General features: G+C 66.6%; 20 protein-coding genes and 1 tRNA gene. 11 read left to right on the top strand and 10 right to left on the bottom strand.

Annotation, left to right across the window (positions count from 1 at the left end):
• Positions 1-15: 15 nt before the first annotated feature.
• Both NJH59_RS14485 and NJH59_RS14480 read right to left on the bottom strand, forming a co-directional pair.
• Positions 16-90, bottom strand: a tRNA-Gln gene (locus tag NJH59_RS14485).
• A 124-nt stretch (positions 91-214) separates the two neighbouring features.
• Positions 215-1255 carry a GlxA family transcriptional regulator gene (locus NJH59_RS14480; protein ID WP_253086961.1) on the bottom strand — a complete coding sequence of 347 codons (1041 nt, stop codon included), beginning with the start codon at positions 1253-1255 and terminating at the stop codon, positions 215-217.
• A 176-nt stretch (positions 1256-1431) separates the two neighbouring features.
• Between NJH59_RS14480 and NJH59_RS14475 the strand changes: the two genes are divergently transcribed.
• From NJH59_RS14475 to NJH59_RS14450, 6 genes are all read left to right on the top strand, one after another.
• Positions 1432-3222, top strand: coding sequence for a thiamine pyrophosphate-requiring protein (locus tag NJH59_RS14475; protein WP_054914333.1), 1791 nt, complete (start codon positions 1432-1434; stop codon positions 3220-3222).
• A gap of 225 nt (positions 3223-3447) precedes the next feature.
• Positions 3448-3921: a hemerythrin domain-containing protein gene (locus NJH59_RS14470; protein ID WP_043864060.1), complete on the top strand. Its 474-nt coding sequence runs from the start codon at positions 3448-3450 to the stop codon at positions 3919-3921.
• Positions 3922-4106: 185 nt separating this feature from the next.
• Positions 4107-4688 carry a hypothetical protein gene (locus tag NJH59_RS14465; protein ID WP_253086914.1) on the top strand — a complete coding sequence of 194 codons (582 nt, stop codon included), beginning with the start codon at positions 4107-4109 and terminating at the stop codon, positions 4686-4688.
• Positions 4688-5116: a phage holin family protein gene (locus tag NJH59_RS14460; RefSeq protein WP_080922937.1), complete on the top strand. Its 429-nt coding sequence runs from the start codon at positions 4688-4690 to the stop codon at positions 5114-5116. Before NJH59_RS14465 ends, NJH59_RS14460 begins: the two co-directional genes overlap by 1 nt.
• Positions 5113-5907, top strand: a complete 795-nt coding sequence (locus tag NJH59_RS14455) for a DUF3618 domain-containing protein (RefSeq protein WP_253086913.1) — start codon at positions 5113-5115, stop codon at positions 5905-5907. The genes NJH59_RS14460 and NJH59_RS14455 overlap by 4 nt, the downstream gene beginning before the upstream one ends.
• Before the next feature lie 74 nt (positions 5908-5981).
• A complete protein-coding gene (locus tag NJH59_RS14450; protein ID WP_058540342.1) occupies positions 5982-7202 on the top strand; it encodes a zinc-dependent alcohol dehydrogenase in 1221 nt (406 codons plus the stop codon).
• Positions 7203-7248: 46 nt separating this feature from the next.
• Here the strand turns inward: NJH59_RS14450 and NJH59_RS14445 are convergent, their stop codons facing one another.
• The 8 genes from NJH59_RS14445 to NJH59_RS14410 all read right to left on the bottom strand — a co-directional run bounded on the left by NJH59_RS14445 (position 7249) and on the right by NJH59_RS14410 (position 16786).
• Complete coding sequence (locus NJH59_RS14445) at positions 7249-7629, bottom strand: hypothetical protein (RefSeq protein ID WP_043864065.1); 381 nt, start codon at positions 7627-7629, stop codon at positions 7249-7251.
• A gap of 172 nt (positions 7630-7801) precedes the next feature.
• Positions 7802-9115, bottom strand: coding sequence for an MFS transporter (locus NJH59_RS14440; RefSeq protein ID WP_054914329.1), 1314 nt, complete (start codon positions 9113-9115; stop codon positions 7802-7804).
• A gap of 86 nt (positions 9116-9201) precedes the next feature.
• Positions 9202-10419: a fumarylacetoacetate hydrolase family protein gene (locus NJH59_RS14435; protein ID WP_123753253.1), complete on the bottom strand. Its 1218-nt coding sequence runs from the start codon at positions 10417-10419 to the stop codon at positions 9202-9204.
• 26 nt (positions 10420-10445) lie between these two features.
• The gene (locus tag NJH59_RS14430; RefSeq protein WP_253086912.1) at positions 10446-11504 is read right to left on the bottom strand and encodes an Ldh family oxidoreductase; all 1059 of its coding nucleotides are present in this window, start codon (positions 11502-11504) and stop codon (positions 10446-10448) included.
• Positions 11497-13083: an aldehyde dehydrogenase (NADP(+)) gene (locus NJH59_RS14425; protein WP_253086911.1), complete on the bottom strand. Its 1587-nt coding sequence runs from the start codon at positions 13081-13083 to the stop codon at positions 11497-11499. Before NJH59_RS14425 ends, NJH59_RS14430 begins: the two co-directional genes overlap by 8 nt.
• Before the next feature lie 36 nt (positions 13084-13119).
• Positions 13120-14670: a UxaA family hydrolase gene (locus NJH59_RS14420; RefSeq protein ID WP_043864068.1), complete on the bottom strand. Its 1551-nt coding sequence runs from the start codon at positions 14668-14670 to the stop codon at positions 13120-13122.
• Between the two features lie 158 nt (positions 14671-14828).
• Positions 14829-15800 carry a LysR family transcriptional regulator gene (locus NJH59_RS14415; RefSeq protein WP_043864069.1) on the bottom strand — a complete coding sequence of 324 codons (972 nt, stop codon included), beginning with the start codon at positions 15798-15800 and terminating at the stop codon, positions 14829-14831.
• A gap of 38 nt (positions 15801-15838) precedes the next feature.
• Complete coding sequence (locus NJH59_RS14410; RefSeq protein ID WP_054914325.1) at positions 15839-16786, bottom strand: LysR substrate-binding domain-containing protein; 948 nt, start codon at positions 16784-16786, stop codon at positions 15839-15841.
• Positions 16787-16887: 101 nt separating this feature from the next.
• Between NJH59_RS14410 and NJH59_RS14405 the strand changes: the two genes are divergently transcribed.
• The 5 genes from NJH59_RS14405 (at position 16888) to NJH59_RS14385 (ending at position 25629) form a co-directional block, all read left to right on the top strand.
• Positions 16888-18198 (top strand): L-fuconate dehydratase, encoded by a 1311-nt coding sequence (locus NJH59_RS14405; protein WP_043864071.1) that lies wholly within the window; start codon positions 16888-16890, stop codon positions 18196-18198.
• 70 nt (positions 18199-18268) lie between these two features.
• Positions 18269-19582, top strand: a complete 1314-nt coding sequence (locus NJH59_RS14400; protein WP_043864072.1) for an MFS transporter — start codon at positions 18269-18271, stop codon at positions 19580-19582.
• Between the two features lie 201 nt (positions 19583-19783).
• Positions 19784-21016, top strand: a complete 1233-nt coding sequence (gene mexE, locus NJH59_RS14395) for a multidrug efflux RND transporter periplasmic adaptor subunit MexE (RefSeq protein WP_043864073.1) — start codon at positions 19784-19786, stop codon at positions 21014-21016.
• A gap of 12 nt (positions 21017-21028) precedes the next feature.
• The gene (locus NJH59_RS14390) at positions 21029-24208 is read left to right on the top strand and encodes an efflux RND transporter permease subunit (RefSeq protein WP_054914324.1); all 3180 of its coding nucleotides are present in this window, start codon (positions 21029-21031) and stop codon (positions 24206-24208) included.
• Positions 24205-25629, top strand: a complete 1425-nt coding sequence (locus tag NJH59_RS14385; protein WP_043864075.1) for an efflux transporter outer membrane subunit — start codon at positions 24205-24207, stop codon at positions 25627-25629. Before NJH59_RS14390 ends, NJH59_RS14385 begins: the two co-directional genes overlap by 4 nt.
• The last annotated feature ends 181 nt before the right edge of the window (positions 25630-25810 follow it).

The following is a 25810-nucleotide window of genomic DNA, read 5'->3' as shown; positions in this document are numbered from 1 at the left end:
TGATACGAGAAAAAATGGCAGGGGCGGCTGGATTCGAACCAACGCATGGCAGGATCAAAACCTGCTGCCTTACCGCTTGGCGACGCCCCTGTGATGCAACTGGAAGCCCATGAAAGGCCTCGGCAGGAATGAGCGGAAATGTACCAACTTTCGCTTCGCCAGGGAAGCCCCCAACGATAAAAAATAACCAAAAAACAGGTGGTTACCGCATGGCTTACGGCATATCCGGCTTTTGCGGCCCGTTCACGCAGCCAAATCGCGTCTCCTTCGACGGGCCGTACCCATAAAAAGAGGTGTAGCACTTGCTGAAATGGCTGGGCGAAACAAAGCCGCACGCCAGGGCCACATCGATCAATGCCAGGTCCGAGTGCTGCAACAACCGGCGACTCTCGGTAATGCGCAACTCCAGGTAGTAACGGACCGGCGTGGTCCCCAGCTGCGACTGGAACAGCCGCTCGATCTGACGCCGGGACAACCCCACATACTGCGCCAACTGCACCTGGCTCAGCGGCTCTTCAAGGTTGGCCCCCATCAGCTTGATCGCCTCGCGCAGCGGCGCACTCATGTTCTGGTGCACGGTCGGCTGCACCCGGCGAAAGCGCGAGGCCTCGTAGGCCAGGATATCGACCACGGCATCCACCAGGCCACGCCCATGACGCTGGCCGATCCATTCCAGCACCATGTTGAACGCCCCCGCCGGGCTGCCCGCCGTCAGGCGGTCTCGGTCCACCGTGTAGCTCTCCCCTGTCACCTGGCTATGCCTGGCCAGCTCGGCCAGCGCCGCACGGTTTTCCGGGTGCACCGCACACTGGTAGCCATCGAGCAGGCCGGCCTGGGCCAGAAACCAGGCACCATTCCACAGCCCCGCCAACGCCACCCCCACCTGCGCAGCCCGTTGCAGCAACAGCGCCAGCTCCGGCAGCGGGCGCAGCACGGTGCGCAGGCCACCACACACCACCAGCAGGTCCAGGCCTTCGAGCGTCTTCAGCCCCAGCGGGGCATCCGGGCAGATCACCAGCCCCAGGTCGCTGACCACCGAGGCACCGTCAAGGCTGAAGGTGGTGGTGGCGAAGGCATCGGCCTGGATCAGGTTGGCGGTGACCAGGGTATCGAGCGCCTGGGTGAAGGCCGGCAACGAAAAATGTTCGAGCAGCACAAAGCCCACCCGCGCCCGGGGCCCGCTGCCGTGACCCTGCCCGCCTACAAAACGCAGGTTCGAGCCCTGCAGGGCACCGCTGAACTGCCGCCGTTGCACCACGTTCTGCCTCTTCTGGTTGTTCTGGTAAAGCGTGCAGCGCACGCCGGGTGGCACGGCAATATGCCTTCAAATGCCCCCGCCGCGATAGTCGTCGCCACGCTCGACAGTTGAAACTTTCTGCGCGCGCGCCCGGTCCAGACCTCTGACTATCACTTGTAAACGTGAGGGATCGAATGACGACGACAGTGGGCGACTTCCTGGTTGAGCGGCTGTATCAATGGGGCGTGCGACGTATCTACGGCTACCCCGGCGATGGCATCAACGGCGTGTTCGGCGCGCTCGACCGGGCCCGGGGCAAGATCGAATTCATCCAGGCGCGGCACGAGGAAATGGCCGCGTTCATGGCCGCAGCCCATGCCAAGTTCACCGGCGAGCTGGGGGTGTGCATCGCCACCTCCGGCCCCGGCGCCTCGCACCTGCTCACCGGCCTCTACGATGCGCGCATGGACCACATGCCGGTGCTCGCCATCGTCGGCCAGCAGGCCCGCACCGCGCTGGGCGGCCATTACCAGCAGGAACTGGACCTGTTGTCGATGTTCAAGGACGTGGCCGGCGCCTTCGTGCAGCAGGCCTCCGAACCCTCCCAGGTACGCCACCTGATCGACCGTGCCGTGCGCACGGCGGTGGGCGAGCGCCGCGTCACGGCGGTGATCCTGCCCAACGACCTGCAGGATCTGCCCTATAAAGAACCCGCCCGTGCCCACGGCACCCTGCATTCGGGCGTCGGCTACAGCAAGCCCAGGGTGGTGCCCTACGAGGCCGACCTGCAGCGCGCCGCCGACATCCTCAATGCGGGCAAGAAGGTCGCCGTGCTGGTTGGTGCGGGCGCGCTGAACGCCACCGACGAGGTCATCGCCGTGGCCGAAAAACTTGGCGCCGGCGTGGCCAAGGCGCTGCTGGGCAAGGCCGCCCTGCCCGACGAACTGCCCTGGGTCACCGGCGCCATCGGCCTGCTCGGCACCGAGCCCAGCTACAAGCTGATGCAGGAGTGCGACACCCTGCTGATGATCGGCTCGGGCTTCCCCTACGCCGAGTTTCTGCCCAAGGAGGGCCAGGCCCGCGCGGTGCAGATCGACATCCAGCCCGACATGCTCAGCCTGCGCTACCCGATGGAGGTCAACCTGGTGGGCGATGCGGCCGAAACCCTGAGCGCCCTGCTGCCGCTGCTCGACAGCAAGACCAGCCGCAGCTGGCGCAAGAAGGTCGAAGGCTGGCGCGCCCGCTGGGACAAGACCCTGGAAAAACGCGCACTGGTCAGCGCCAACCCGATCAACCCGCAGCGGGTGGTGCACGAGCTGTCCCCTCGCCTGCCCGACCAGGCCATCATCACCAGCGACTCGGGTTCGTGCGCCAACTGGTACGCCCGCGACCTGAAGATCCGCCGCGGCATGCAGTGCTCGCTGTCCGGCGGCCTGGCCTCGATGGGTGCGGCCGTGCCCTACGCCATCGCGGCCAAGTTCGCCCACCCCGAGCGCCCGGTGATCGCGCTGGTGGGCGACGGCGCCATGCAGATGAACAACATGGCCGAGCTGATCACCGTGGCCAAGTACTGGCGTCAGTGGCAGACCCCGAACTGGATCTGCGCGGTGTTCAACAACGAGGACCTCAACCAGGTCACCTGGGAGCAGCGGGTAATGGAGGGCGACCCCAAGTTCGAGGCGTCGCAGAACATTCCCGACGTGCCCTACCACCTGTTTGCCATCTCCATCGGGCTCAAGGGCATTTTCGTCGAGCGTGAAGAAGACGTTGCCGCCGCCTGGGAGCAGGCCCTGGCCAGCGACTGCCCGGTGCTGATCGAGTTCAAGACCGACCCCAACGTGGCGCCCCTGCCGCCGCACATCACCGTGCAACAGGCGAAGAACTTCGCCACCACCCTGCTCAAGGGCGACCCCGACGAAGCCGGCGTGATCACCCAGACCGCCAAGCAGGTGCTCAGCGCGGTGCTGCCCAAGCGCAAGCGCTGATTGCATGCCCACGCCGCTTCGCTGAGGCGGCGTGGGCGTGGGCAGTGTGCCTTCATCCAAACTGCATGATCCGGTGGCCGTTTCGGGCAATTTGCAAGCCTGACGCTGCCCATGCGCGGGCGACGCCGTTGATTCAACGAGGTTTTTCCAGCGGTGCAGGCTGGCACCGTTGATGCAACGACTACCGAGGCGAACACGCCACCGTACCCGCCACCGGAGATCACCATGAATGCCATTGAACTGCTCGAAGCCGATCACAAGCGCGTAAAGGCCCTGTTGGCAAAACTGAGCGCATCCACCGAGCGCGGCGTCAAGACGCGCACCCAGCTGCTTGCCGAACTGGAGATGGAAATCACCGTGCACACCGAGATCGAGGAGCAGATCCTCTACCCGGCGTTCAAGCAGGCCGGCGGCAAGGAACAGGACGTGATGTACTACGAGGCCAAGGAAGAGCACCGCACCGTCGACTCCCTGGTGCTGCCCGACCTCAAGACCACCGACCCGTCGACCCCGGAGTTCACCGGCCGCGTCAAGGTGGTGAAGGAGCTGCTCGAACACCACATCGAGGAAGAAGAGTCCGAGATGTTCCCGCAGGCCCGCAAGCTGCTGAAAAAGGCCGAACTCGAGGCCCTTGGCGAACAGATGCAGGCGTTCAAGGCCAACTACATGAAGGCCCTCAAGAACACCACCAGCCACTGATCCCTTCCCCAGGCCCGCCGCCGGGCGGGCCCGCCCCACCTTTGGTCGTGCCCTTGGCAGTCACCTGTCACTTGCCTTGAACTCTGCCGCCACGTCCATCGTCATCCGCCTGAGAGTCCGTAAAACAGTGCTTGGCAATCAGCGCAGTGTGCCCGGCGTTTATCCGAACGTAAGGGAGAACCACAATGAACGGGACTGATCAGTCGGCCCACGGCGACGCCTCGCAGTCGCCCCAGGGCACCCCGCAGGAACACCTGCACACCCTGGCCGAAGACGCCGGGGCATTGCTCGACGACGCCAGGGAACACGGCGCCAGACAGTACGAGCAGTATCGCGACCTGGCCGCCGAACAGCTCGACTCGCTGGTCGAAGGCGCCCAGTCGGCAGCCTCGGCCCTTGAAGGCAAGGATTCCCTCGGGCTGGCCCAGTACATGGCGCAACTGGCCAGCGGGCTGGGCGATTTTGCCGACCAGGTCCGCGACAACAGCATCGAGGACCTGGTGCACAAGGGCGCGCAACTGGCCCGCGACAACCCCACGCTGTTCCTGGCCGGCAGCGTCGCCATCGGCTTTGGCCTGTCGCGCTTCCTGCGCGCCAGCAGCAGCCACCCGACCGCGTCGGCCCCCCCCACGCAGGCCTACGGCGCCAGCACGCCCTACCAGAGCTCGGTACCGCCGCTGCGCGACAACCCCGTGCCCGCCGACCCGCTGGGCCGCACCCTGGCCGATGGCCCCAACACCCAGGACAGCTTCAAGGGAGGTGTGTGATGGAACGCGACCCACTCGATACCCTGCCCCCCGCGCCACCGGGCGAGCACGACAACACCAGCATCGGCAGCCTGCTGCGCCAGCTCACCCGTGAAGTGCCCGAGCTGTTCACCAAGGAGCTGGCACTGGCCAAGGCCGAACTGCAACGCAGCCTGACCACCCTCAAGGCCGGTACAGCCGCCGTGGCCGGCGGCGCCATGGTGCTGCTGGCGGGCCTGATCATCCTGCTGATGGCGGCGGTGTACGGCCTGGCCTACGTTGTCGCGCCCTGGCTGGCGGCGCTGATCGTGGGCGCGGTGACCCTGGTCATCGGCTTCGTGATGCTGCAGGCCGGCAAGAAGCAGTTCGACCCGTCCAACCTCACCCCTGACCGCACCCTGCATGCCCTGCAACAGGACAAGGACGCACTGAAGAGGAAAGTCTCATGAGCACCTCATTCGAAGCCGAATCGCAAAAGAGCCCGGAAACCCTGGAGCAGGAGATCGACGCCAAGCGCGCCAGCATCAGCCACCTGGTGGACTCGCTGGAACACCGCCTCACCCCCGGCCAGCTGATCGACCAGGGCATGGCGTACTTCAAGGGCAACGGCGGCGAGTTCTTCCAGAACCTGGGCACCACCCTGAAGAACAACCCGGTGCCCACCGTGCTCACCGGCGTGGGCCTGGCGTGGCTGGCACTGAACCAGAACCGCCCCTTCTCACCCGGCTCCCCGACCTTTGGCGGCAGCGGCCTGGCCGACACGCTGGGCGACGCTGCCAGCGGCATCAAGGGCGCCATGGCCCAGGCCGGCGAGCACCTGCACCACGCCTCGGACGTGGCCCACGACAAGGCGCGCGACGCCGGCGACAGCCTGGGCAGCTCGGCCGACAAGGTGCGCCAGGCCGCGCACCACGCCAGCGACCGGGTGCAGGCCCAGGCCGCGCAGCTCAAGGGCCAGTTCGACCACCTGCTCAAGGACCAGCCGCTGGTGCTGGCCGCCATCGGCATCGCCCTCGGCGCGGCCCTGGGCGCGGCATTGCCCGGCACGCGCAAGGAGGACGAACTGATGGGCGAAACCCGCGATGCCCTGGCCGACAAGGTGACCCGCACCGGCAAGGCGCTGTACGCCGACGCCACCCAGGCCGTGCACAACGCCGACGCCAGCGCGCCGGCAGCTGCCGCGCAGGCCCCCCGCGAGGGGCCTGCCGACCTGTCCGACGGGCTGGGCTTCAGGCCCTGAGTGTCGCCCCGGCGCCCTGTGCGCCGGGGCGCGCCCCTCTGTGTTGCACCTACCTACGCGAAGCTGGAGAGACCATGAGAGCACTCACCTACCACGGCGCCCACGACGTCAGGGTCGATACCGTAATCGACCCCATTCTGGAAGAACCCGACGACCTGATCCTGCGGGTGACCGCCACCGCCATCTGCGGCTCGGACCTGCACCTGTACCGCGGCAAGATCCCGGCGGTCGAAGACGGCGATATCTTCGGTCACGAGTTCATGGGCGTGGTCGAGGAAGTCGGCACCGGGGTGACCGCGGTGCAGCCGGGCGATCGCGTGGTGATCCCGTTCGTGATTGCCTGCGGCAGCTGTTTCTTCTGCCAGCAGGACCTGTTCGCCGCGTGCGAGACCACCAATACCGGGCGCGGGGCGATCCTCAACAAGAAGCTCATCCCCTCTGGCGCAGCGCTGTTCGGCTACAGCCACCTGTACGGTGGCGTACCCGGCGGCCAGGCCGAGTACGTGCGCGTACCCAAGGCCAACACCGGTCCGTTCCGCGTGCCGGGCACGCTGAGCGACGAGAAGGTGCTGTTTCTGTCCGACATCCTGCCCACGGCCTTCCAGGCGGTGAAGAACACCGAGATCGGCCAGGGTTCGAGCCTCGCCATCTACGGCGCGGGGCCGGTCGGGCTGCTGTGCGCGGCGGTGGCGCGGATGCTCGGCGCCGAACGCATCTTCATGGTCGACCACCACCCCTACCGGCTGGCCTATGCGCAGCAGGCGTATGGCGTGATCCCGATCAATTTCGACGATGACGACGACCCGGCCGATACCATCATCCGCCAGACCCCGGGCATGCGCGGGGTGGATGGTGTGGTCGATGCGGTGGGCTTCGAGGCCAAGGGCAGCACCACCGAAACCGTGCTGGCCGCGCTCAAGCTCGAGGGCAGCAGCGGCAAGGCCTTGCGCCAGTGCATCGCGGCAGCCCGGCGCGGCGGTGTGGTCAGTGTACCGGGGGTGTATTCGGGGTTCATCCACGGCTTCCTGTTCGGCGATGCGTTCGACAAGGGCCTGACCTTTCGCATGGGCCAGACCCACGTGCAGCGCTACCTGCCCGAACTGCTGGGCTACATCGAAACCGGCGCGCTCACGCCGGAAACCATCATCACCCACCGCCTGTCGCTGGAGCAGGCGGCCGAGGGCTACAGGATCTTCGACAAGAAGGAGCAGGAGTGCCGCAAGGTCATCCTCACGCCTGGCGACAGCAGCATCGAGTTGCCGATGGCCATCGTCGACGACGGCGTGGTGGCCTGAGCCCGTGACGCTGGCCGGCAGCCTCGCCGGTCAGCGTCGGGCGGGTTCAGTGGTGGGCGTGCAGCGCTTCGATCAGCTGCGCCTTGGTCATGCTCGAGCGCCCCTTGATGTCCTTGCTGCGCGCCTCCTTGAGCAGGCTTTGCTTGGTCTGGCTGGCCAACGAGGTGGTGGAGGTGCGCGCGTGGCCGGCGCGGGTGCTGGCGGCGCGTTTGGCCGAGTCGGAGGCAGCGGCGTGCTTTTCGCCGGCCGGGGTGCTGCGACCTGAGCCGCCCTTTTTCTCGCCCCCGCCAGACTGCTTGTTCACCGTGGCCCAGGCACGCGCCTCGGCCTCGGCTTTGGGCGTGCCTTTTTGCTCGTAGCTTTCTTCGATGTGCTGCGCCTTGCGTTTCTGCTCGGCGGTGTACTTGGCTTTGCTTCCCTGGGGCATGGTGCTCACCCTCGATCCGGTTGAATGCGGGCCCGTGTCACGGGCCATTCAGGGGGTTTGAGGGCGCGCGTGCGCCAGGGTGCGATTGGGTGGATGAATGGCAGAGGAGCGAAGACCACCGGCCTCTTCGCTGGCACGCCAGTGAACGAGCGCGAAGCGCTCGCCACCTGTCCTACTGGGTAGCCCCGGCCATCTGCCCCGCCGGCTCATCCGCCCCGCCGATCGGCGCCTTGAGCAACAGGAAGTACGCCAGCGCCGAGCACAGCGCCACCACCGCACTGATCATGAACGCGGTATTGAACGAGCCCGAATACTGGATGCTGAACCCGGTCACGATCGGCGCCACGGACCCTGCAATGTAGCCGCCAAAGTTCTGGATCGAACCAAACGAGGCCACCCGCGGGCTGTCGACGATGGTGTTGACGATCATCCACGCCGTGGCACTGGCCATGTTGATGCTGAACAGCGCCAGGCACAGCAGTATCACGCACCCGGTCAACCCGCTCACATACGACAGCGGCAAGGTGAACAGCGCCGCCAGCACCAGCCCGGTGATCACGCTGAACTTGCGGCTGGCCAGCACGCTCATGCCACGCCGTACCAGCAGGTCGCAGAACCGCCCCGCCACGATGGTGCCCACCGCGCCGAAACCATAGGCCAGCGATACCACCCACGCGGTGTCGTACAGGTTCAGCCCATGCTCGCGCTCGAAGTAGCCCGGCAGCCAGGTCAGGTGCAGCCACAGCATGTAGATCACGCCCATGAAGCCCAGCACCGCGCCCCAGGTGCTGCGATGCTTGAACAGGTCGAGCCAGCCGGCAAAGTACGACGCCTTGGGCGCCTGCACCGCGTCAGCCCGCGGCGCCGGCTGTTCGCTTGGCAGCGCCTGGCCCTGCGCCGCCAGTTCGGCCAGGTACCTGGCCTTGCTCTTGTAGAACGTCAACCAGCACAGCGCCAGCACGATGCCGATCACGCCGGTGATGATGAACATCCCGCGCCAACCGAAGTTGACCATGAACAGCGTCAGCAACGGTGGCGCCAGGCACGGCCCCAGGCAGGTCGACGACCACACGATGCCGGTCGGCGTGCCCCTCTCGTTGGCGTCGAACCATTCCGACAGCGCCTTGGCCGCCGAGGGGAACATCGGCGCCTCGCCGATCCCCAGCAGCACCCGCAGGCCCATGAAGCCGCCAAAGCTGTTGACCAGCCCGCACAGCGACTGCGCCACCGACCAGGCCAGCAACGAGGCGCCCAGGGCGATCTTGCTGCCCAGGCGGTCGATGATCAGGCCCAGTGGCAACTGCGCAAAGGCATAGGCCACGGAGAAGGCCGACAGCAGGATGCCCATCTGCGAAGGGCTGATGAGCATGTCGCGCTGGATCGAGGTGTTGGCAATCGACAGCGCGCTGCGGTCCAGGTAGTTGACGATGCCGATCAACAGCAGAAACACGACGGTGATGCGTTGGTACTTCTTCAGTGCGTTCATCTGATGGCCTTTATTATTGTTGTTGCAGCGTCAAACGCCGAGGCGATCCTTCATCCACACGTCATCCCTGGAATACGCACGCCCGCTCAGGGCTGGCGTGCAGTCACTGCCACCTCCAGCAAGCCACGACGGCTCAGGCTTTCGATCAGCGCACGCAGGCCGAATGCCCATTGTGGCGCCTGGTCGCTGGTGGTCACGCGGTTGCACAGGCTGCCCAGCAGCGGGTTGCTGATGGTGACCACATCGCCCAGCTTGTGGGTGAAACCGCTACCGGGCTGGTCACGGTCCTGCTTGGGCGCGAACAGCGTACCCAGAAACAGCACCAGGCCGTCGGGGTACTGGTGGTTCTCGTTGAGGGTCTGCTGCACCAGGTCGACCGGGTCGCGGCTGATCTGGCGCATCGAGCTGCGCCCCTGCAGCACGAAGCCATCCCGGCCTTCGACGCGCAGGTCGACTTCGGCGGCGCGCACGTCCTCCAGGCTGAAGGTCTCGTCGAACAGGCGCAGCAGCGGGCCGAGGGCGGTCGAGGCGTTGTTGTCCTTGGCCTTGGACAGCAGCAGCGCGCTGCGCCCCTCGAAGTCGCGCAGGTTCACGTCGTTGCCCAGCATGGCGCCGTGGATGGTGCCGTTGCTCGACACCGCCAGCACCACCTCGGGCTCGGGGTTGTTCCAGCTGGACTTGGGGTGCAGGCCGATATCGGCGCCGTGGCCGACCGCCGACAACGGCTGGGCCTTGGTGAACACTTCGGCGTCCGGGCCGATGCCCACTTCCAGGTACTGCGACCACATGCCCTGCTCCACCAGCAGCACGCGCAGTTCTTCGGCCTGGGCCGAGCCGGGCACGATACGCGACAGGTCGGCGCCGATGCGGCTGACCAGGGTGTCGCGAATCGCGTCGGCCTTGGCCGGGTCGCCCTTGGCCTGCTCTTCGACCACACGCTCCAGCAGACTGGCGGCGAAGGTCACGCCGGCGGCCTTGACCGCCTGCAGGTCGATGGGGGCCAGCAACCATGGCAGGCGCGCATCGCGCTGCTGCGGGTCGCTGTTGGCCAGCAGAGCGGGCAGCTCGATCAACGCCTCGCCCAGCGGCAGTGCGCGCAGGTAGGCGGCCGGGTCGGGTTGTTCGAGCAGGGCCGAGACGGTGGCCACATGGGCACTGATGTCATGCACCGCGCCGGCCCTGACCAGCACCACGGCCGGGCCCTGCTCGGGCAGCCACACCCGCCCTACCCAGCTGCCGGTGGCGAACACGGCGAGATCGTTGCTCAGTGCGAGAGGCGCGTGCGCCTGGTTCTGGTTGGTCATGTGTGCACTCTTGTTGTGGTGGTCGGTCATTGCGAAAGCGGCGCAAGTTGCAACTGCGCAGCGGTCTGGTTCAGCGCATCGAGCACCGCCGGCGACAGGCCCAGGCCCTCGCGCAACGCCTGCTCGCGCAGTTTCAGCCCGGCCTGGCCCGGCAGGCGCACCGGGCGCTGCGGGTCGAGCGGACGGCTGGCCAGCACCAACTGGCCAAGGAAGCTGCTCTCGGCGGTAAAGGCCTCAAGCCCGCCGAAGAAGCGCGGGTCGATCACCACTGCGGTGGCCGAGGCGCCCCACTGCTGCGGCGCGTCCTTGCGCCCGTGCCCGGCCAGGCCCGAGGTCAGCGCCTCGACCAGCAGGGCCAGGGCAAAGCCCTTGTGCCCGAAGGCCTGCCCGCCCAATGGCAGCAGGCTGCCCTGGGGCGTGGTGAAGAAGTCGCGCGGGTCGTTGCTCGGCGTGCCGTCGTTACTCATCAGCACGGCGTGAGGCAAGGTGGTGCCGGCATCGCGGCACTGGCCCACCAGGCCCAGGGTGACGCTGGACATGCTCACATCCAGCAGGATCGGCTCGCCCTGGGTCGGAATACCCGCGGCAATCGGGTTGGGGGTGTAGATCGGGTCGATGCCGCCCTGGGCGCACACCAGCCCCACCGACGGGTCGGAGGAATACAGCAGGGCCACCAGGCCACGGTCGGTGTAGGGCTTGAGGTAGGACGCCAGGCAGCCGATGTGCGAGGCACGGCGCACCACCGAGATGCCGATACCCTGCGCCTGGGCACCCTGCGCGGCGCATGCCAGGGCACGCTCCACGCAGTACGGCCCGAGCACGTAGTGGCCGTCGAACAGCGTGGCGATGCCGCTGCCCTGCAGGTGTTCGAGGTCGGCGGCACGTGCCTTGACCTCACCGCGCTGTACGCCATCGACATAGCGGCTGACCAGGTTCAGGCCGTGGGTGCGGTGCCCCAGCAGCTCGCCCTCGAGCAGCACGCGGGTCACCACCCGGGCCACCTCGGCGTCGGCCCCGGCACCCTCGAACAACTGTTCGACGAACCGGGTCAGCGTGGCCGTGTCGTAGCGCCGGGCTTCAGACATCGCTCAGGCCCTGGCGACTGTACTGGCCATCGACCAGGCGCTGGATACCCAGCGGGTTGGCGTCCTTGAGGGCGTCCGGCAGCAGCGCGTCGGGCACGTTCTGGTAGCACACCGGGCGCAGGAAGCGGTCGATGGCCAGGGTGCCGACCGAGGTGCCGCGGGCATCGGAGGTGGCCGGGTACGGGCCGCCGTGCACCATCGCGTCACACACCTCCACACCGGTGGGGTAGCCGTTGACCAGCACGCGGCCGACCTTGTCTTCGAGCACGCCGAACAGCTGGGCGAAGGCCGGCAGGTCGTCACCGTCGGCCAGCAGCGTGGCGGTGAGCTGGCCACGCAGGGCGCTGACGGCGCGCAGCAGCTCGGCGTCGTCGGCCACCTGGATCACGATGGTGCAGGGGCCGAACACCTCTTCCTGCAGCAGTTCGTCGTGTTCCAGCAGCAGGCTGACATCGGCGCCGAACAGCTGCGCCTGGGCCTGGTTGCCGGCTTGTGCCTGGCCGCTCAGGTGCTGGATGCCGGGGTGCGCCAGCAGTGCCTGCAGGCCCTTGCCATAGCTGGCCAGGGTGCCGGCGTTGAGCATGGTCTGCGGCGCCTGTTCGGCCAGGTGGCCGCCCAGTTGCTCGATGAAGGTGGTGAAGGCCGGCGAGCGGATGCCCAGCACCAGGCCCGGGTTGGTACAGAACTGGCCACAGCCCTGCACCACCGAGGCGGCCAGTTCCCTGGCCATCTGCGCACCACGGCTGGCCAGTGCCTGCGGCAGCGCCAGTACCGGGTTGATGCTCGACATCTCGGCAAATACCGGGATCGGCTGCGGCCGCGCCGCCGCCATGTCGCACAGGGCACGGCCGCCCTTGAGCGAACCGGTGAAGCCCACGGCCTGGATGCCGGGGTGCTTGACCAGCGCCTCGCCCACCCCGCCACCGAAGATCATGTTGAACACGCCGGCCGGCATGCCGGTTTTGTCGGCCGCACGCAGCAGCGCCTCAGCCACGCGCTCGGCAGTGGCCATGTGGCCACTGTGGGCCTTGAACACCACCGGGCAACCGGCCGCCAGCGCTGCGGCGGTGTCGCCGCCAGCGGTGGAGAATGCCAGCGGGAAGTTGCTAGCGCCGAACACCGCCACCGGGCCCACGCCGATGCGGTACTGGCGCAGGTCCGGACGTGGCAGCGGCGTGCGCTCGGGCAGCGCCTGGTCGATGCGCGCACCGTAGAAGTCGCCACGGCGCAGCACCTTGGCGAACAGGCGCATCTGGCCGCTGGTGCGACCGCGCTCCCCCTGGATGCGTGCGCTTGGCAGCGCGGTTTCGCGGCAGGTCAGCGCCACGAAGTCCTCGCCCAGGGCGTCGAGTTCATCGGCAATGGCGTCGAGAAATTCGGCCCGGCGCACGGCCGGCAGGCTGCGAAACAACGGGAAGGCCGCGCTGGCACCGGCAACGGCGCTGTCGACTTCGTCCAGGGTGGCCTGGTGGAAACCGCCCGGCAGGCGTTCGCCGGTGTGGGCGTCGACGCTGTAGACCAGGGTGTCGCCCAGGGCGCTGCGCTGGCCTGCGATGAAGTTGTGTCCGGAAAAGCTCATGTGCATTTCGCCTCTGTAAGGGTGCGGAAAGGTCAATCAGGTCACGGCGCCGATCTGCCACGGCACGAACTCGTTCTGCCCGTAGCCGTGTTGCTCGCTCTTGCTGCGCTGGCCCGATGCGATGCGCAGCATCTGTTCGAAGATGTAGGCGCCGCGTTCTTCAATGCTGGTGGAACCGTCGGCAATGCCGCCGCAGTTCACGTCCATGTCTTCTTCCTGGTGCTCGAACACCCGGTTGTTGGTGGCCAGCTTGATCGACGGCGCCGGGGCGCAGCCGTAGGCCGAACCGCGACCGGTGGTGAAGGCGATCAGGTTGGCGCCGCCGGCGACCTGGCCGGTGGCCGACACCGGGTCGTAGCCGGGGGTGTCCATGAACACCAGCCCCTTGGCGCGCACGGCCTCGGCGTACTGGTACACGTCCACCAGGTTGCTGGAGCCGGCCTTGGCCACGGCGCCCAGGGATTTTTCGAGAATGGTGGTGAGGCCGCCGGCCTTGTTGCCGGCCGAGGGGTTGTTGTTGAGCTCGGCGTTCATGCGCTGGCAGTAGTCTTCCCACCAGTGGATGCGCGCGATCAGCTTCTCGCCCACTTCGCGGCTGACCGCACGGCGCGTCAGCAGGTGCTCGGCACCGTAGATTTCCGGGGTTTCGGACAGGATCGCGGTGCCGCCCGCAGCCACCAGGCGGTCTACCGCATTGCCCAGCGCGGGGTTGGCGGTGATGCCCGAATAGCCGTCGGAACCGCCGCATTGCAGGCCCACGATCAGGTGCCGGGCGCTGACCGGCTCGCGGCGCACCTGGTTGGCGTCGGCCAGCAGCGCCTTGACCTGCTCGATACCGGCGGCGATGGTCTTGGAGGTGCCGCCAATGCCCTGGATGGTGAACGCGCGCAACTGGGCGCCGGCGGTCAGCCCCTGGGTCTGCATCAGGCTTTCGATCTGGTTGGTCTCGCAGCCCAGGCCGATGATCAGCACGGCGGCGAAGTTGGGGTGCACGGCATAGCCGCCCAGGGTGCGGCGCAGCAGGCCCAGGGCTTCGCCGCTGGGGTCGACCGCGCAACCGGCACCGTGGGTCAGGGCCACCACGCCATCGACGTTGGGGTAGTCGGCCAGCGCCTCGGGGTGGATATCGCGGCGAAAATGGTCGGCCACGGCACGGGCAACGGTCGCCGAGCAGTTCACCGAGGTCAGGATGCCCACGTAGTTGCGGGTGGCCACCCGCCCGTCGGCACGCACGATGCCTTCGAAGAAGGCTTCCCTGGCCGGCACGCTGTGGGCGTCTTCGCCAAAGGCGTAGTCACGGGCGAAGTCGCCCATCTCCACGTTGTGCACATGCACGTGTTCGCCGGCCTCGATGGGCTGCGAGGCAAAACCGATGATCTGGCCATAGCGGCGCAGCGCCTCGCCCTGCTCCACGCGCTGGCTGGCCACCTTGTGCCCCGAAGGGATCGACTGGCGCACGGTGACCGCCTCGGCGTCCAGGTGCAGGCCCTCGGGCAGCACCTGGCGGGCAATCAGCACGTTGTCCAGCGGGTTGAGGCGGATGACCGCAGGGTCTTCGCTGCTGCGGGTTCTGGCAATCAGGTGCATGGGACCTCTCAGGGCGCTACGGCAAGCTTCTTGTTATGGCATCACGCCCGTCTTGTGCGGGCGAATCTGCACCAACTGTAAGGAGCCGGCCGGCGTATTCCCAATGAGATGATCCGATCAAGCGATAACCCTGGGTTATCGAAGTGCGAATTCTCGTTTCATTTATAGATCGTTTTATGACCCTCGGCTTGACGGCGCTGGCGGGCGAAGTCCAGCAGGATATCGGCGAACACCTGCGCCGAGCCGGTCAGCGGCTGGTCCTTGCGGGTGATGATGCCGTACTCCAGCGGTGCCAGGTGCAGCGGGGTCTGCAGCTCGCGAAACTGACCGCTGGCCAGCTGCGCCGCCACCATCGAGCGCGGCAGCATGGCGATCATCGGCCCCGACTGCAGCAGTTGCAGGAACATCGGCATCGAGATGGTATCCACGCTGTCGGCGGGGGTGGCGATGTTGGCAGCGCGAAACGCCCGCTCCAGGCGGTCGCGGATCGGCGTGCCGACCGGGTACAGCACCCACGGCCAGTCGCCCAGGGCCTCCAGCGGCGTGATCTCGAGCTGGTTGAGCGGGTGGCTGCTGTTGACCACCAGGCAGAAGGGCTCCGGCTCCAGTGCCTGGAAGTCGAACAACTGGGCGAAGCGCGGTTCGGTGAAGCGCCCGATCATCAGGTCGAGCTTGTTCTGTTCGAGCATCGCCAGCAGGTAGTCGCTGGACTGCTCCACCACTTCTATCGACAGCAGCGGGCTGCGCGCCTTGATCGCGGCAATGGCCTGGGGCAGCACCACCGAGGTGGCGGCGAAGATGCCGCCCACCTTGATGAAGCCGTGCCCGCCCTTGCGCAGGCGATTGACCTGGTCGACGAAGGTGTGCGAGTCGGCCAGCGCGTTCTGCGCATAGCGCACCACGTACTCGCCCAGCTCGGTGGGCGGCATGCTGCGCGGCAGGCGTTCGAACAGGGCAAAGCCGAACTGCTCCTCGAGGTCGCGCAGCATCTTGCTCAGGGCCGGCTGGCTGAGGTTCATGCGCGAGGCGGTGGCGTGCATGTTGCGCGTGCGCGCCAGGGTGTCGATCAGCACCAGGTGCTTGAAGCGCACCCAGTTGCAGAAGCTGGAATGGGTAATGTCCGAGGGCATCGGCTCAGTGCCTCCTGAAGATGGCGGCGCAGGTCATGTCATTGCGCCCGCAGGTAATGCAGCAGGGTGTTCAGCGCCACCGAGCGTGGGCGCGAACGCAGGGTCAGCAGGCCCAGGTTGACCATGCTGATGGGCAGCTCCACCGGCAGGATGGCGACCATGCCATAGCGCGCATAATGCTCGGCCACGTCGTTGGGCACCACCGCGATCATATCGGAGGCTTCGAGCATGGCGGTGGTGGCCAGGATCGAGGCGGTCTCGACGATGTCCAGCGACTGCACCATGCCGCCGGCCTGCAGCGCGCTTTCCACGCGCCGGCGCATGGGGCTGCCGAGCGGGTGCAGGATCCAGGTGAGGCTGACCAGGTCGGCCAGTTGCAGCGCCGCGGCGCCGGCCAGCGGGTGCCCTGCCCTGGCGATCACGCGCATCTGCTCGCCGATGTCGAACAGCTCGATGTCCAGGTCCTGGCTGTCACCCTGGTCGGGCAGGCGCCCGAGCACCACGTCGAAGTCGCCGCGCAGCAGCGCCGGCAGCAAGGTGTCGCTGGTGCCCACCTCGATGCTGATGCGCACCTTGGGGTGGTCGCGCTTGTAGGCCAGCACCGCGCCGGTCAGCAGGCGCGGCACCGGGCCCATCACCGTGCCCACCCGCACCAGGCCCATGGCACCGCGGGCCAGTTCGGCGATCTGCGCCTGGGCGTGCTCGAACTCGTGCAGCGCGCCCTGGGCATAGCGGATCATCACCTCGCCATACAGGGTGGGCTGCATGCCCCGGGGCAGGCGCTCGAACAGGCGTACGCCCAGGCGCTCCTCCAACTGCTGCAACAGCAGGCTCGCCGCCGGTTGGGTGGTGTGCATCGCCGCTGCGGCGCGGCGCAGGTTGCCGAACTCGCCCAGGGCGTTGAGCAAGGTGATCTGGCGGCTGGAAATTTTCAGCGCGCCAAGGCTGCGTGGCAGCAGCGGATCGGCTTCAGGGCTCGCAGACATATCGAATTCGGTATCCCTGGTTAGGAAACCGCGATTATGCACGTATCGCTCGGCAACCTACAGTCGGGTCTCCAAGTGGTCACCGAGAACAAGAGCCCGCCATGAGCATTCGAATTACCCACCTGAGCGTTCGCGATATCCGTTTCCCTACCTCGCTGTCGCTCGACGGCTCCGACGCGATGAACAGCGCACCGGACTATTCGGCGTCCTACGTGGTGCTGCACACCGACAGCCCCCTGGAAGGCCACGGCCTGACCTTCACCATCGGCCGCGGCAACGAGATCTGCGTGGCCGCGATCCAGTCGCTGGCACCGATGGTGGTGGGCCTGACCCTGGAAGAGATCACCGCCGACATGGGCGCCTTCTGGCACAACTTCACCGTGGGCGACAGCCAGCTGCGCTGGCTGGGCCCGGAAAAAGGCGTGATCCACCTCGCCACCGCGGCCATCATCAATGCCGTGTGGGACCTGTGGGCCAAGCACGAAGAAAAACCGGTGTGGAAGCTGCTGGCCGACATGAGCCCCGAGCAACTGGTGCGCTGCCTGGACTTCAGCTACGTCACCGACGTGATCACCCCCGAGGAAGCCATCGCCCTGCTGCGCCGCAATGCGCCGGGCAAGGCCGAGCGCGAGGCGCAGATGCTGCGCGAAGGCTACCCGGGCTACACCACCGCGCCGGGCTGGCTGGGCTACAGCGAAGAGAAGATGCGCCAGCTGACCCGCGAAGCCGTGGCCGATGGCTGGACCCACGTGAAGCAGAAGATCGGCGCCAACCTGGAAGACGACATTCGCCGCGCCGGCATCCTGCGTGACGAGCTGGGCTGGGAACGCACCCTGATGATGGACGCCAACCAGGTGTGGGGCGTGGACGAATCGATCGAGAACATGCGCCGCCTGGCCGCCTTCGCACCGCTGTGGATCGAGGAGCCGACCAGCCCCGACGACATCCTCGGCCATGCCACCATTCGCCAGCGCATCGCGCCGATCGGCGTGGCCACCGGCGAGCACTGCCACAACCGGGTGATGTTCAAGCAGATGTTCCAGGCCGGTGCGCTGGACTTCTGCCAGCTCGACGCGGCGCGCCTGGGCGGGCTGAACGAGGTGCTGATCGTGCTGCTGATGGCGGCCAAGTACGACGTGCCGGTGTGCCCGCATGGCGGGGGTGTGGGTTTGTGCGAATACGTGCAGAATATCGCGCTGTTCGACTACATCGGCGTTTCGGCCTCGCTGCACAACCGCGTGCTGGAATACGTCGACCACCTGCACGAGCACTTCATCGACCCGGTGGTGATCCGCCGCGGCCGCTACATGCCACCACTGCGCCCCGGCTACAGCATCGAGATGCACGCCGACACCCTGGAGCGCTACCAGTACCCGAACGGCCCGGTGTGGCTGGACATCGCCCGCACCTGATCGACACCCAAGCCCGCCGCCGCGCCCTGCGCGTCGGCGGGCCGCACCATCAATACCGGGGTTAACAATAATGACAATCCTCAATACCGCGACAGCGGCGGCCGCGCCCGCCGTGCCTGCCGAACAACGCCTGAACAGCCTGCTGCTGCGCAAACTGCTGCCGCTGCTGGTCATCGTCTACGTGATGAGCTTTCTGGACCGCACCAACATTGCCCTGGCCAAGGCCAGCATGGGCATCGACCTTGGGCTGTCGGCCGCTGCCTACGGCCTGGGTGCCGGGCTGTTCTTTCTGACCTACGCGCTGGCCGAGGTGCCAAGCAACCTGATCATGCACCGGGTGGGCGCACGTTTCTGGATCACCCGCATCATGATCACCTGGGGCCTGCTGTCGGCGGGCATGGCGTTCGTGCAGGGCGAGACCTCGTTCTACATCATGCGCCTGCTGCTGGGCGTGGCCGAGGCCGGGCTGTTCCCGGGGGTGATGCTGTACCTGACCTACTGGTTCGACCGCGAACAGCGGGCACGCGCCACCGGTTACTTTCTGCTGGGCGTGTGCCTGGCCAACATCCTCAGCGGGCCGCTGGGCGGTGCGTTGCTGCAGATGGACGGCTTGCTGGGCTGGCATGGCTGGCAGTGGCTGTTCGTGATCGAAGGCCTGCCGGCGGTGGCGCTGGCGTATGTGGTGTGGAAGAAACTGCCTGACGGGCCGGCCTCGGCCAAATGGCTGTCGGAGGCCGACAAGCGCGATATCGAGCAGCGCCTGAGCGCCGAAAAAGCCGCCGCGCCGCCACAGACCCGCCTGAGCCAGATGTTTCGCGACAAGCAGATCTGGCTGGCGATCGCGGTGTACTTCGTGCACCAGATAACCATCTACACGGTGATCTTCTTTCTGCCGGGCATCATCGGCACCTACGGCAACCTGTCGCCGTTCCAGATCGGCCTGCTGACCTCGGTACCGTGGATTGCCGCCGCCATTGGCGCCGCGACCTTCCCGCGCCTGGCCACCACCCCCACCCGCTGCCGGATGATCATGTTCTTCGGCTTGCTGACCATGGCGGCGGGGCTGGTGATTGCCTCGTTCTCCAACTCGTTCATCGGGCTGGTGGGCTTTTCGCTGACGGCGCTGATGCTGTTCGTGGTGCAATCGATCATCTTCGTGTTCCCGTCCAGCCGCCTGAGCGGCAGTGCACTGGCGGCGGGGCTGGCGTTCGTGACCATGTGCGGGCTGTTCGGCGGGTTCGTCGGGCCGTCGGTGATGGGGTTGATCGAGCAGACCACCGGCAGCACGCGCAACGGGCTGTGGGTGATCGCCGGCCTGCTGGTGCTGGCGGCGCTGATCAGCACGCGGTTGCGTCAGGGGCAGGAGGAGAAGGCTCAGGCCTGAGCCCATCTCGAATCGGCGCTGCCTGCATCGCGGGTCAAGCCCGCTCCCACAAGGATCATCGCGGTCCGTGTAGGAGCGGGCTTGACCCGCGATGGTGTTCATATCATTCCGAATGATAGTTACCTTCGCCCCATTCGATTCGTTGTTAATAGTTACAAATCGCAGAATCCGCCCACTCTCAATACATTGGCGGATCTATCCATGGAACACTCACTCAAACCCTTGCGCTATCCCCTTGCTGCCCTGGCACTGGTGGTGATGAGTGCCTGTGGTCGTACCCCGGAGGCCCCGCAAGCGCCCGGTGCGCCGAAAGTCACGGTGGCCAAGGTGCTGGAGCAGCCCATCAACGAATGGGACGAGTTCACCGGCCGCCTCGAAGCCCCCGAAACCGTCGAAGTACGCCCGCGCGTGTCCGGCCAGATCGACCAGGTAGCCTTCACCGAAGGTGCCCAGGTCAAGAAAGGCGACCTGCTGTTCCAGATCGATCCGCGCCCGTTCCAGGCTCAGGTACGCCAACTTGAAGCCCAACTGCAACAAGCCCGCGCCACCGCCACCCGCAGCCAGACCGAAGCCCAGCGCGGCGAGCGCCTGCGCAGCAGCAATGCGATTTCCGCCGAACTCGCCGAGTCGCGCACCAGTGCCGCCGCCGAAGCCCGCGCCGGGGTGGCCGCGATCCAGGCGCAACTGGACCTGGCCAGGCTGAACCTGAGCTTCACCCGCGTTACCGCGCCCATCAGCGGGCGTGTCAGCCGCGCCGAGTTCACCGCCGGCAACATCGTCACCGCCGATGTCACCGCGCTCACCAGCGTGGTGTCCACCGACAAGGTCTACGCCTACTTCGACGCCGACGAGCGCGTGTACCTCAAGTACACCCAGCTGGCCCGCGACGGCCAGCGCGGCCAGAGCACCCCGGTGTACCTGGGCCTGTCCAACGAAACCGGCAACCCGCACCTGGGCCAGATGAACTTCGTCGACAACCAGGTCAACCCCAAGACCGGCACCATTCGCGGTCGCGCGGTGTTCGACAACAGCGACGGCCAGTTCACCCCCGGGCTGTACGCGCGCCTGAAACTGGTCGGCAGCGCCACCTATTCGGCCGTGCTGATCAACGACGAGGCCGTGGGCACCGACCTGGGCAAGAAGTTCGTGCTGGTGATGGACAAGGACAACAAGGCCGATTACCGCGCCGTGGAGCTGGGCCCCAAACTCGAAGGCCTGCGTATCGTGCGCAGCGGCCTGAGCAAGGAAGACCGCATCGTGGTCAAGGGCCTGCAGCGTGTACGCCCTGGCTCGCCGGTCAGCCCTGAAGAAACCCCGATGGCCAGCGACACCACCCTCGCCGCCCTCGCCCAGCAACGCCAGGCCCTGGAAGCCAGCACCCCGAGCAAGCCGGTCACGGTCAAGCTCGCCAGTGCCGCGGCACCACGCGGTTAAGGGACCAGACCGATGAATTTTTCCCAGTTCTTCATTACCCGGCCGATCTTCGCCGCCGTGCTGTCGCTGCTGATCCTGATCGCCGGCAGCATCTCGCTGTTCCAGCTGCCGATCAGCGAATACCCCGAGGTGGTACCGCCCACCGTGGTGGTGCGCGCCAACTTCCCCGGTGCCAACCCCAAGGTGATCGGCGAAACCGTGGCGGCGCCGCTCGAGCAGGCCATCACCGGTGTCGAGAACATGCTGTACATGTCCTCGCAGTCCACCGCCGACGGCAAGATCACCCTGACCATCACCTTCGCCCTGGGCACCGACCTGGACAACGCGCAGGTGCAGGTGCAGAACCGTGTGACCCGCACCCAGCCCAAGCTGCCCGAGGAAGTCACGCGTATCGGTATCACCGTCGACAAGGCCTCGCCCGACCTGACCATGGTGGTGCACCTGACCTCGCCGGACAACCGCTACGACATGCTCTACCTGTCCAACTACGCGATCCTCAACATCAAGGACGAGCTGGCTCGCCTGGGTGGCGTGGGTGACGTGCAGCTGTTCGGCATGGGCGACTACTCGCTGCGCGTGTGGCTGGACCCGAACAAGACCGCCTCGCGCAACCTGACTGCCAGCGACGTGGTGGCTGCCATTCGCGAGCAGAACCGCCAGGTGGCCGCCGGCCAGCTCGGTTCGCCGCCCGCCCCCGGGGCCACCAGCTTCCAGCTGTCGGTCAACACCCAGGGCCGCCTGGTGAGCGAAGAGGAATTCGAGAACATCATCATCCGCTCCGGCGCCGACGGTGAAATCACCCGCCTCAAGGACATCGCCCGGGTGGAGCTGGGCTCCAGCCAGTACGCCCTGCGTTCGCTGCTCAACAATCAGCCGGCGGTGGCAATCCCGATCTTCCAGCGCCCTGGCTCCAACGCCATCGAGATCTCCGACGAAGTACGCGCCAAGATGGCCGAGCTGAAGAAGGACTTCCCCGAGGGCATGGACTACAGCATCGTCTATGACCCCACCGTGTTCGTGCGCGGCTCGATCGAAGCGGTGGTGCACACCCTGTTCGAGGCGCTGATCCTGGTGGTGCTGGTGGTGATCCTGTTCCTGCAGACCTGGCGCGCCTCGATCATCCCGCTGGTGGCGGTACCGGTCTCGCTGATCGGCACCTTTGCGGTGATGCACCTGTTCGGCTTCTCGCTCAACGCGCTGTCGCTGTTCGGGCTGGTGCTGGCCATCGGTATCGTGGTGGACGACGCCATCGTGGTGGTGGAGAACGTGGAGCGCAACATCGAGCTGGGGCTCAACCCGCTGGAGGCGACCAAGCGCGCCATGAGCGAAGTGACCGGGCCGATCATCGCCACCGCGCTGGTGCTGTGCGCGGTGTTCATCCCGGCGGCGTTCATCTCCGGCCTGACCGGGCAGTTCTACAAGCAGTTCGCCTTGACCATCGCGATTTCCACGGTGATCTCGGCGTTCAACTCGCTGACCCTGTCGCCGGCGCTGGCTGCGGTGTTGCTCAAGGGCCATCACGCCCCCAAGGACCGCTTCTCGAAACTGCTCGACCGCCTGCTCGGCGGCTGGCTGTTCAAGCCGTTCAACCGCTTCTTCGAGCGTGCCAGCCATGGCTACGTGGGCACCGTGGGCCGCGTGATCCGCAGCAGCGGCATCGCCCTGTTCGTGTACGCCGGGCTGATGGTGCTGACCTGGATGGGCTTTGCCGCCACCCCGACCGGTTTCGTGCCCGCCCAGGACAAGCAGTACCTGGTGGCCTTCGCGCAACTGCCGGATGCGGCCAGCCTTGACCGCACCGAATCGGTCATCAAGAAGATGAGCGAGTTCGCCCTCAAGCAACCGGGTGTGGCCGACTCCATCGCCTTCCCGGGCCTGTCGATCAACGGGTTCACCAACAGCCCCAACAGCGGCATCGTGTTCGTCGCACTCAAGTCGTTCGACCAGCGCAAGGACCCCAGCCAGTCGGCCGCGGCGATTGCCGCCACGTTGAACGCGCAGTACGCCGACATCCAGGAAGCCTACATCGCGATCTTCCCGCCACCGCCGGTTCAGGGGCTGGGTACCATCGGCGGTTTCCGCCTGCAGATCGAAGACCGTGGCAACCTGGGCTACGAGGCGCTGTACAAGGAAACCCAGAACATCATCGCCAAGAGCCACAACGTGCCGGAGCTGGCCGGGCTGTTCACCAGCTACCAGGTGAATGTGCCGCAGGTGGATGCCGCCATCGACCGTGAGAAGGCCAAGACCCACGGTGTGGCAATCAACGATATCTTCGACACCCTGCAGATCTACCTGGGCTCGCTGTACGCCAACGACTTCAACCGCTTTGGCCGTACCTACCAGGTCAACGTGCAGGCCGAGCAGCAGTTCCGCTTGGATGCCGAGCAGATCGGCCAGCTCAAGGTGCGCAACAACCAGGGCGAGATGATCCCGCTGGCGACCTTCATCAAGGTCAGCGACACCTCCGGGCCGGACCGCGTGATGCACTACAACGGCTTCATCACCGCCGAGATCAACGGTGGCGCAGCACCCGGCTACAGCTCCGGCCAGGCCGAACAGGCCATGGCAAAACTGCTCAAGGAAGAGCTGCCCAACGGCATGACCTTCGAATGGACCGAGCTGACCTATCAGCAGATCCTGGCCGGCAACACCGCGCTGTTCGTGTTCCCGCTGTGCGTGCTGCTGGCGTTCCTGGTACTGGCTGCCCAGTACGAGAGCTGGAGCCTGCCGCTGGCGGTGATCCTGATCGTGCCGATGACCCTGCTGTCGGCCATTACCGGGGTGATCCTGTCCGGTGGCGACAACAACATCTTCACCCAGATCGGCCTGATCGTACTGGTGGGGCTGGCGTGCAAGAACGCGATTCTTATCGTCGAGTTCGCCAAGGACAAGCAGGCCGAAGGGCTCGACCCGCTGGCTGCGGTGCTGGAAGCCTGCCGGCTGCGGCTGCGCCCGATCCTGATGACCTCGTTCGCCTTCATCATGGGTGTGGTGCCGCTGGTGTTCTCCTCCGGGGCCGGCGCCGAAATGCGCCATGCCATGGGCGTGGCGGTGTTCTCCGGGATGATCGGGGTGACGATTTTCGGCCTGTTGCTGACCCCGGTGTTCTTTGTGTTGATCCGTCGTTATGTAGAGCGCAGCGAGGCCCGCAAGGCGGCCCGCCAGCTGCAGCTGGAGAACCAGGCATGAACCACTTGAAACTGTGGGCACCGAGCCTGCTGGTACTGGCCCTGGCCGCCTGTGCGGTCGGCCCGGACTACCAGGCCCCGCACACCGACGCCGCGCACCTGGCGGCGGCCGATGCGCAGGAGGCCAAGGCGGCCTTCGACCGCACCCGCTTCGATGCGATCTGGTGGCGTCAGTTCGACGACCCGGTCCTCAACCAGCTGGTGAGCCAGTCGCTGGCCGACAACCGCGAGCTGCGCGTGGCGTTTGCGCGCCTGAAGGCGGCGCGGGCGATCCGTGACGATGTGAGCAACGATGCGCTGCCCACCGTCACCAGCCGCGCCAGCAGCGACCTGGGCAAGGGTCAGATACCTGGCCAGACCGACCGCCGGGTCAACAGCGAGCGCTACGACCTGGGCCTGGACATGGCCTGGGAGCTTGACCTGTTCGGCCGCATTCAGCGCCAGCTGGAAGCCAGCGAGGCGCAGGAGGCCGCGGCCCAGGCCGACCTGCAACAATTGCAGGTGAGCCTGATTGCCGAGCTGGTTGATGCTTATGGACAACTGCGCGGTGCGCAGTTGCGCGAGAAGATAGCCCTGGCCAACCTCAAGACCCAGCAGGATTCGCGCGGCATTACCGAAACCCTGCGTGATGCGGGGGTTGGCAACGAACTGGACGTGGTGCGCGCCGATGCGCGCCTGGCGGCGGTAGAGGCCAGCGTGCCGCAGCTGCAGGCCGAGCAGGTGCGTGCGCGCAACCGCATCGCCACCTTGCTGGGGCAGCGGCCGGATGCATTGAGTGTCGACCTGTCGCCGGCGCAGTTGCCGGCGATTGCCAAGGCCCTGCCGATTGGCGACCCGGGCGAACTGCTCAAGCGTCGCCCGGATGTGCGCAGCGCCGAGCGCCAGCTGGCGGCGGCCACGGCGAATGTGGGGGTGGCCACGGCCGACCTGTTCCCGCGGGTGAGCCTGAGCGGCTTCCTGGGCTTTACCGCAGGGCGTGGTTCGCAGTTGGGGTCGAGTGCGGCGCAGGCGTGGGCACTGGGCCCGAGCATCACCTGGGCGGCGTTCGACCTGGGCAGTGTGCGGGCGCGTCTGCGCGGCGCGAATGCCGAGGCCGAGGGTGCGTTGGCGACCTATGAGCAGCAGGTGCTGCTGGCGTTGGAAGAGTCGGAGAATGCGTTCAGCGATTACGCCAAGCGTCAGCAACGGCTGATGGCGCTGCTGCGCCAGAGCGAGGCGAGCCGCAAGGCCGCGGACCTGGCGTCGATTCGTTACCGCGAGGGTACGGTGGATTACCTGGTGCTGCTGGATGCCGAGCGTGAACGGCTTACTGCCGAGGACGCGCAGGCGTTGGGCGAGGTGGACCTGTATCGCGGGATCGTGGCGATCTACAAGGCACTCGGTGGTGGCTGGCAAACCGACAGCGTGGCTGCGGCGAACTGATTCAGAGCTCCTTTGGTTGGTTAGCACCGACCACTTTGCCCCGCCATTGGCGGGGCTTTTTTTGTGGCCTTGCGGGCCTCTTCGCCGGCACATCGGCCTTCTTGGCCCTTGAAATGCAGCGGGCCCCTTCGCCGGCAAGGCCGGCTCCTACACAGGTCACGGTAAACCTGTAGGAGCCGGC

It is taken from the genome of Pseudomonas sp. VE 267-6A (assembly GCF_024126555.1).
In the GTDB taxonomy this organism is placed as follows: Bacteria; Pseudomonadota; Gammaproteobacteria; order Pseudomonadales; family Pseudomonadaceae; genus Aquipseudomonas; species Aquipseudomonas palmensis.
This window is presented reverse-complemented; position numbering and strand designations above follow the sequence as displayed.

What these genes read in the sequence shown, in the direction of transcription:
- NJH59_RS14475 (WP_054914333.1), top strand. Translation starts at nt 1,432, where the DNA reads ATGACGACGACAGTGGGCGACTTCCTGGTTGAGCGGCTGTATCAATGG.
- NJH59_RS14470 (WP_043864060.1), top strand. Translation starts at nt 3,448, where the DNA reads ATGAATGCCATTGAACTGCTCGAAGCCGATCACAAGCGCGTAAAGGCC.
- NJH59_RS14465 (WP_253086914.1), top strand. Translation starts at nt 4,107, where the DNA reads ATGAACGGGACTGATCAGTCGGCCCACGGCGACGCCTCGCAGTCGCCC.
- NJH59_RS14460 (WP_080922937.1), top strand. Translation starts at nt 4,688, where the DNA reads ATGGAACGCGACCCACTCGATACCCTGCCCCCCGCGCCACCGGGCGAG.
- NJH59_RS14455 (WP_253086913.1), top strand. Translation starts at nt 5,113, where the DNA reads ATGAGCACCTCATTCGAAGCCGAATCGCAAAAGAGCCCGGAAACCCTG.
- NJH59_RS14450 (WP_058540342.1), top strand. Translation starts at nt 5,982, where the DNA reads ATGAGAGCACTCACCTACCACGGCGCCCACGACGTCAGGGTCGATACC.
- NJH59_RS14445 (WP_043864065.1), bottom strand. Translation starts at nt 7,629, where the DNA reads ATGCCCCAGGGAAGCAAAGCCAAGTACACCGCCGAGCAGAAACGCAAG.
- NJH59_RS14440 (WP_054914329.1), bottom strand. Translation starts at nt 9,115, where the DNA reads ATGAACGCACTGAAGAAGTACCAACGCATCACCGTCGTGTTTCTGCTG.
- NJH59_RS14435 (WP_123753253.1), bottom strand. Translation starts at nt 10,419, where the DNA reads ATGACCAACCAGAACCAGGCGCACGCGCCTCTCGCACTGAGCAACGAT.
- NJH59_RS14430 (WP_253086912.1), bottom strand. Translation starts at nt 11,504, where the DNA reads ATGTCTGAAGCCCGGCGCTACGACACGGCCACGCTGACCCGGTTCGTC.
- NJH59_RS14425 (WP_253086911.1), bottom strand. Translation starts at nt 13,083, where the DNA reads ATGAGCTTTTCCGGACACAACTTCATCGCAGGCCAGCGCAGCGCCCTG.
- NJH59_RS14420 (WP_043864068.1), bottom strand. Translation starts at nt 14,670, where the DNA reads ATGCACCTGATTGCCAGAACCCGCAGCAGCGAAGACCCTGCGGTCATC.
- NJH59_RS14415 (WP_043864069.1), bottom strand. Translation starts at nt 15,800, where the DNA reads ATGCCCTCGGACATTACCCATTCCAGCTTCTGCAACTGGGTGCGCTTC.
- NJH59_RS14410 (WP_054914325.1), bottom strand. Translation starts at nt 16,786, where the DNA reads ATGTCTGCGAGCCCTGAAGCCGATCCGCTGCTGCCACGCAGCCTTGGC.
- NJH59_RS14405 (WP_043864071.1), top strand. Translation starts at nt 16,888, where the DNA reads ATGAGCATTCGAATTACCCACCTGAGCGTTCGCGATATCCGTTTCCCT.
- NJH59_RS14400 (WP_043864072.1), top strand. Translation starts at nt 18,269, where the DNA reads ATGACAATCCTCAATACCGCGACAGCGGCGGCCGCGCCCGCCGTGCCT.
- mexE (WP_043864073.1), top strand. Translation starts at nt 19,784, where the DNA reads ATGGAACACTCACTCAAACCCTTGCGCTATCCCCTTGCTGCCCTGGCA.
- NJH59_RS14390 (WP_054914324.1), top strand. Translation starts at nt 21,029, where the DNA reads ATGAATTTTTCCCAGTTCTTCATTACCCGGCCGATCTTCGCCGCCGTG.
- NJH59_RS14385 (WP_043864075.1), top strand. Translation starts at nt 24,205, where the DNA reads ATGAACCACTTGAAACTGTGGGCACCGAGCCTGCTGGTACTGGCCCTG.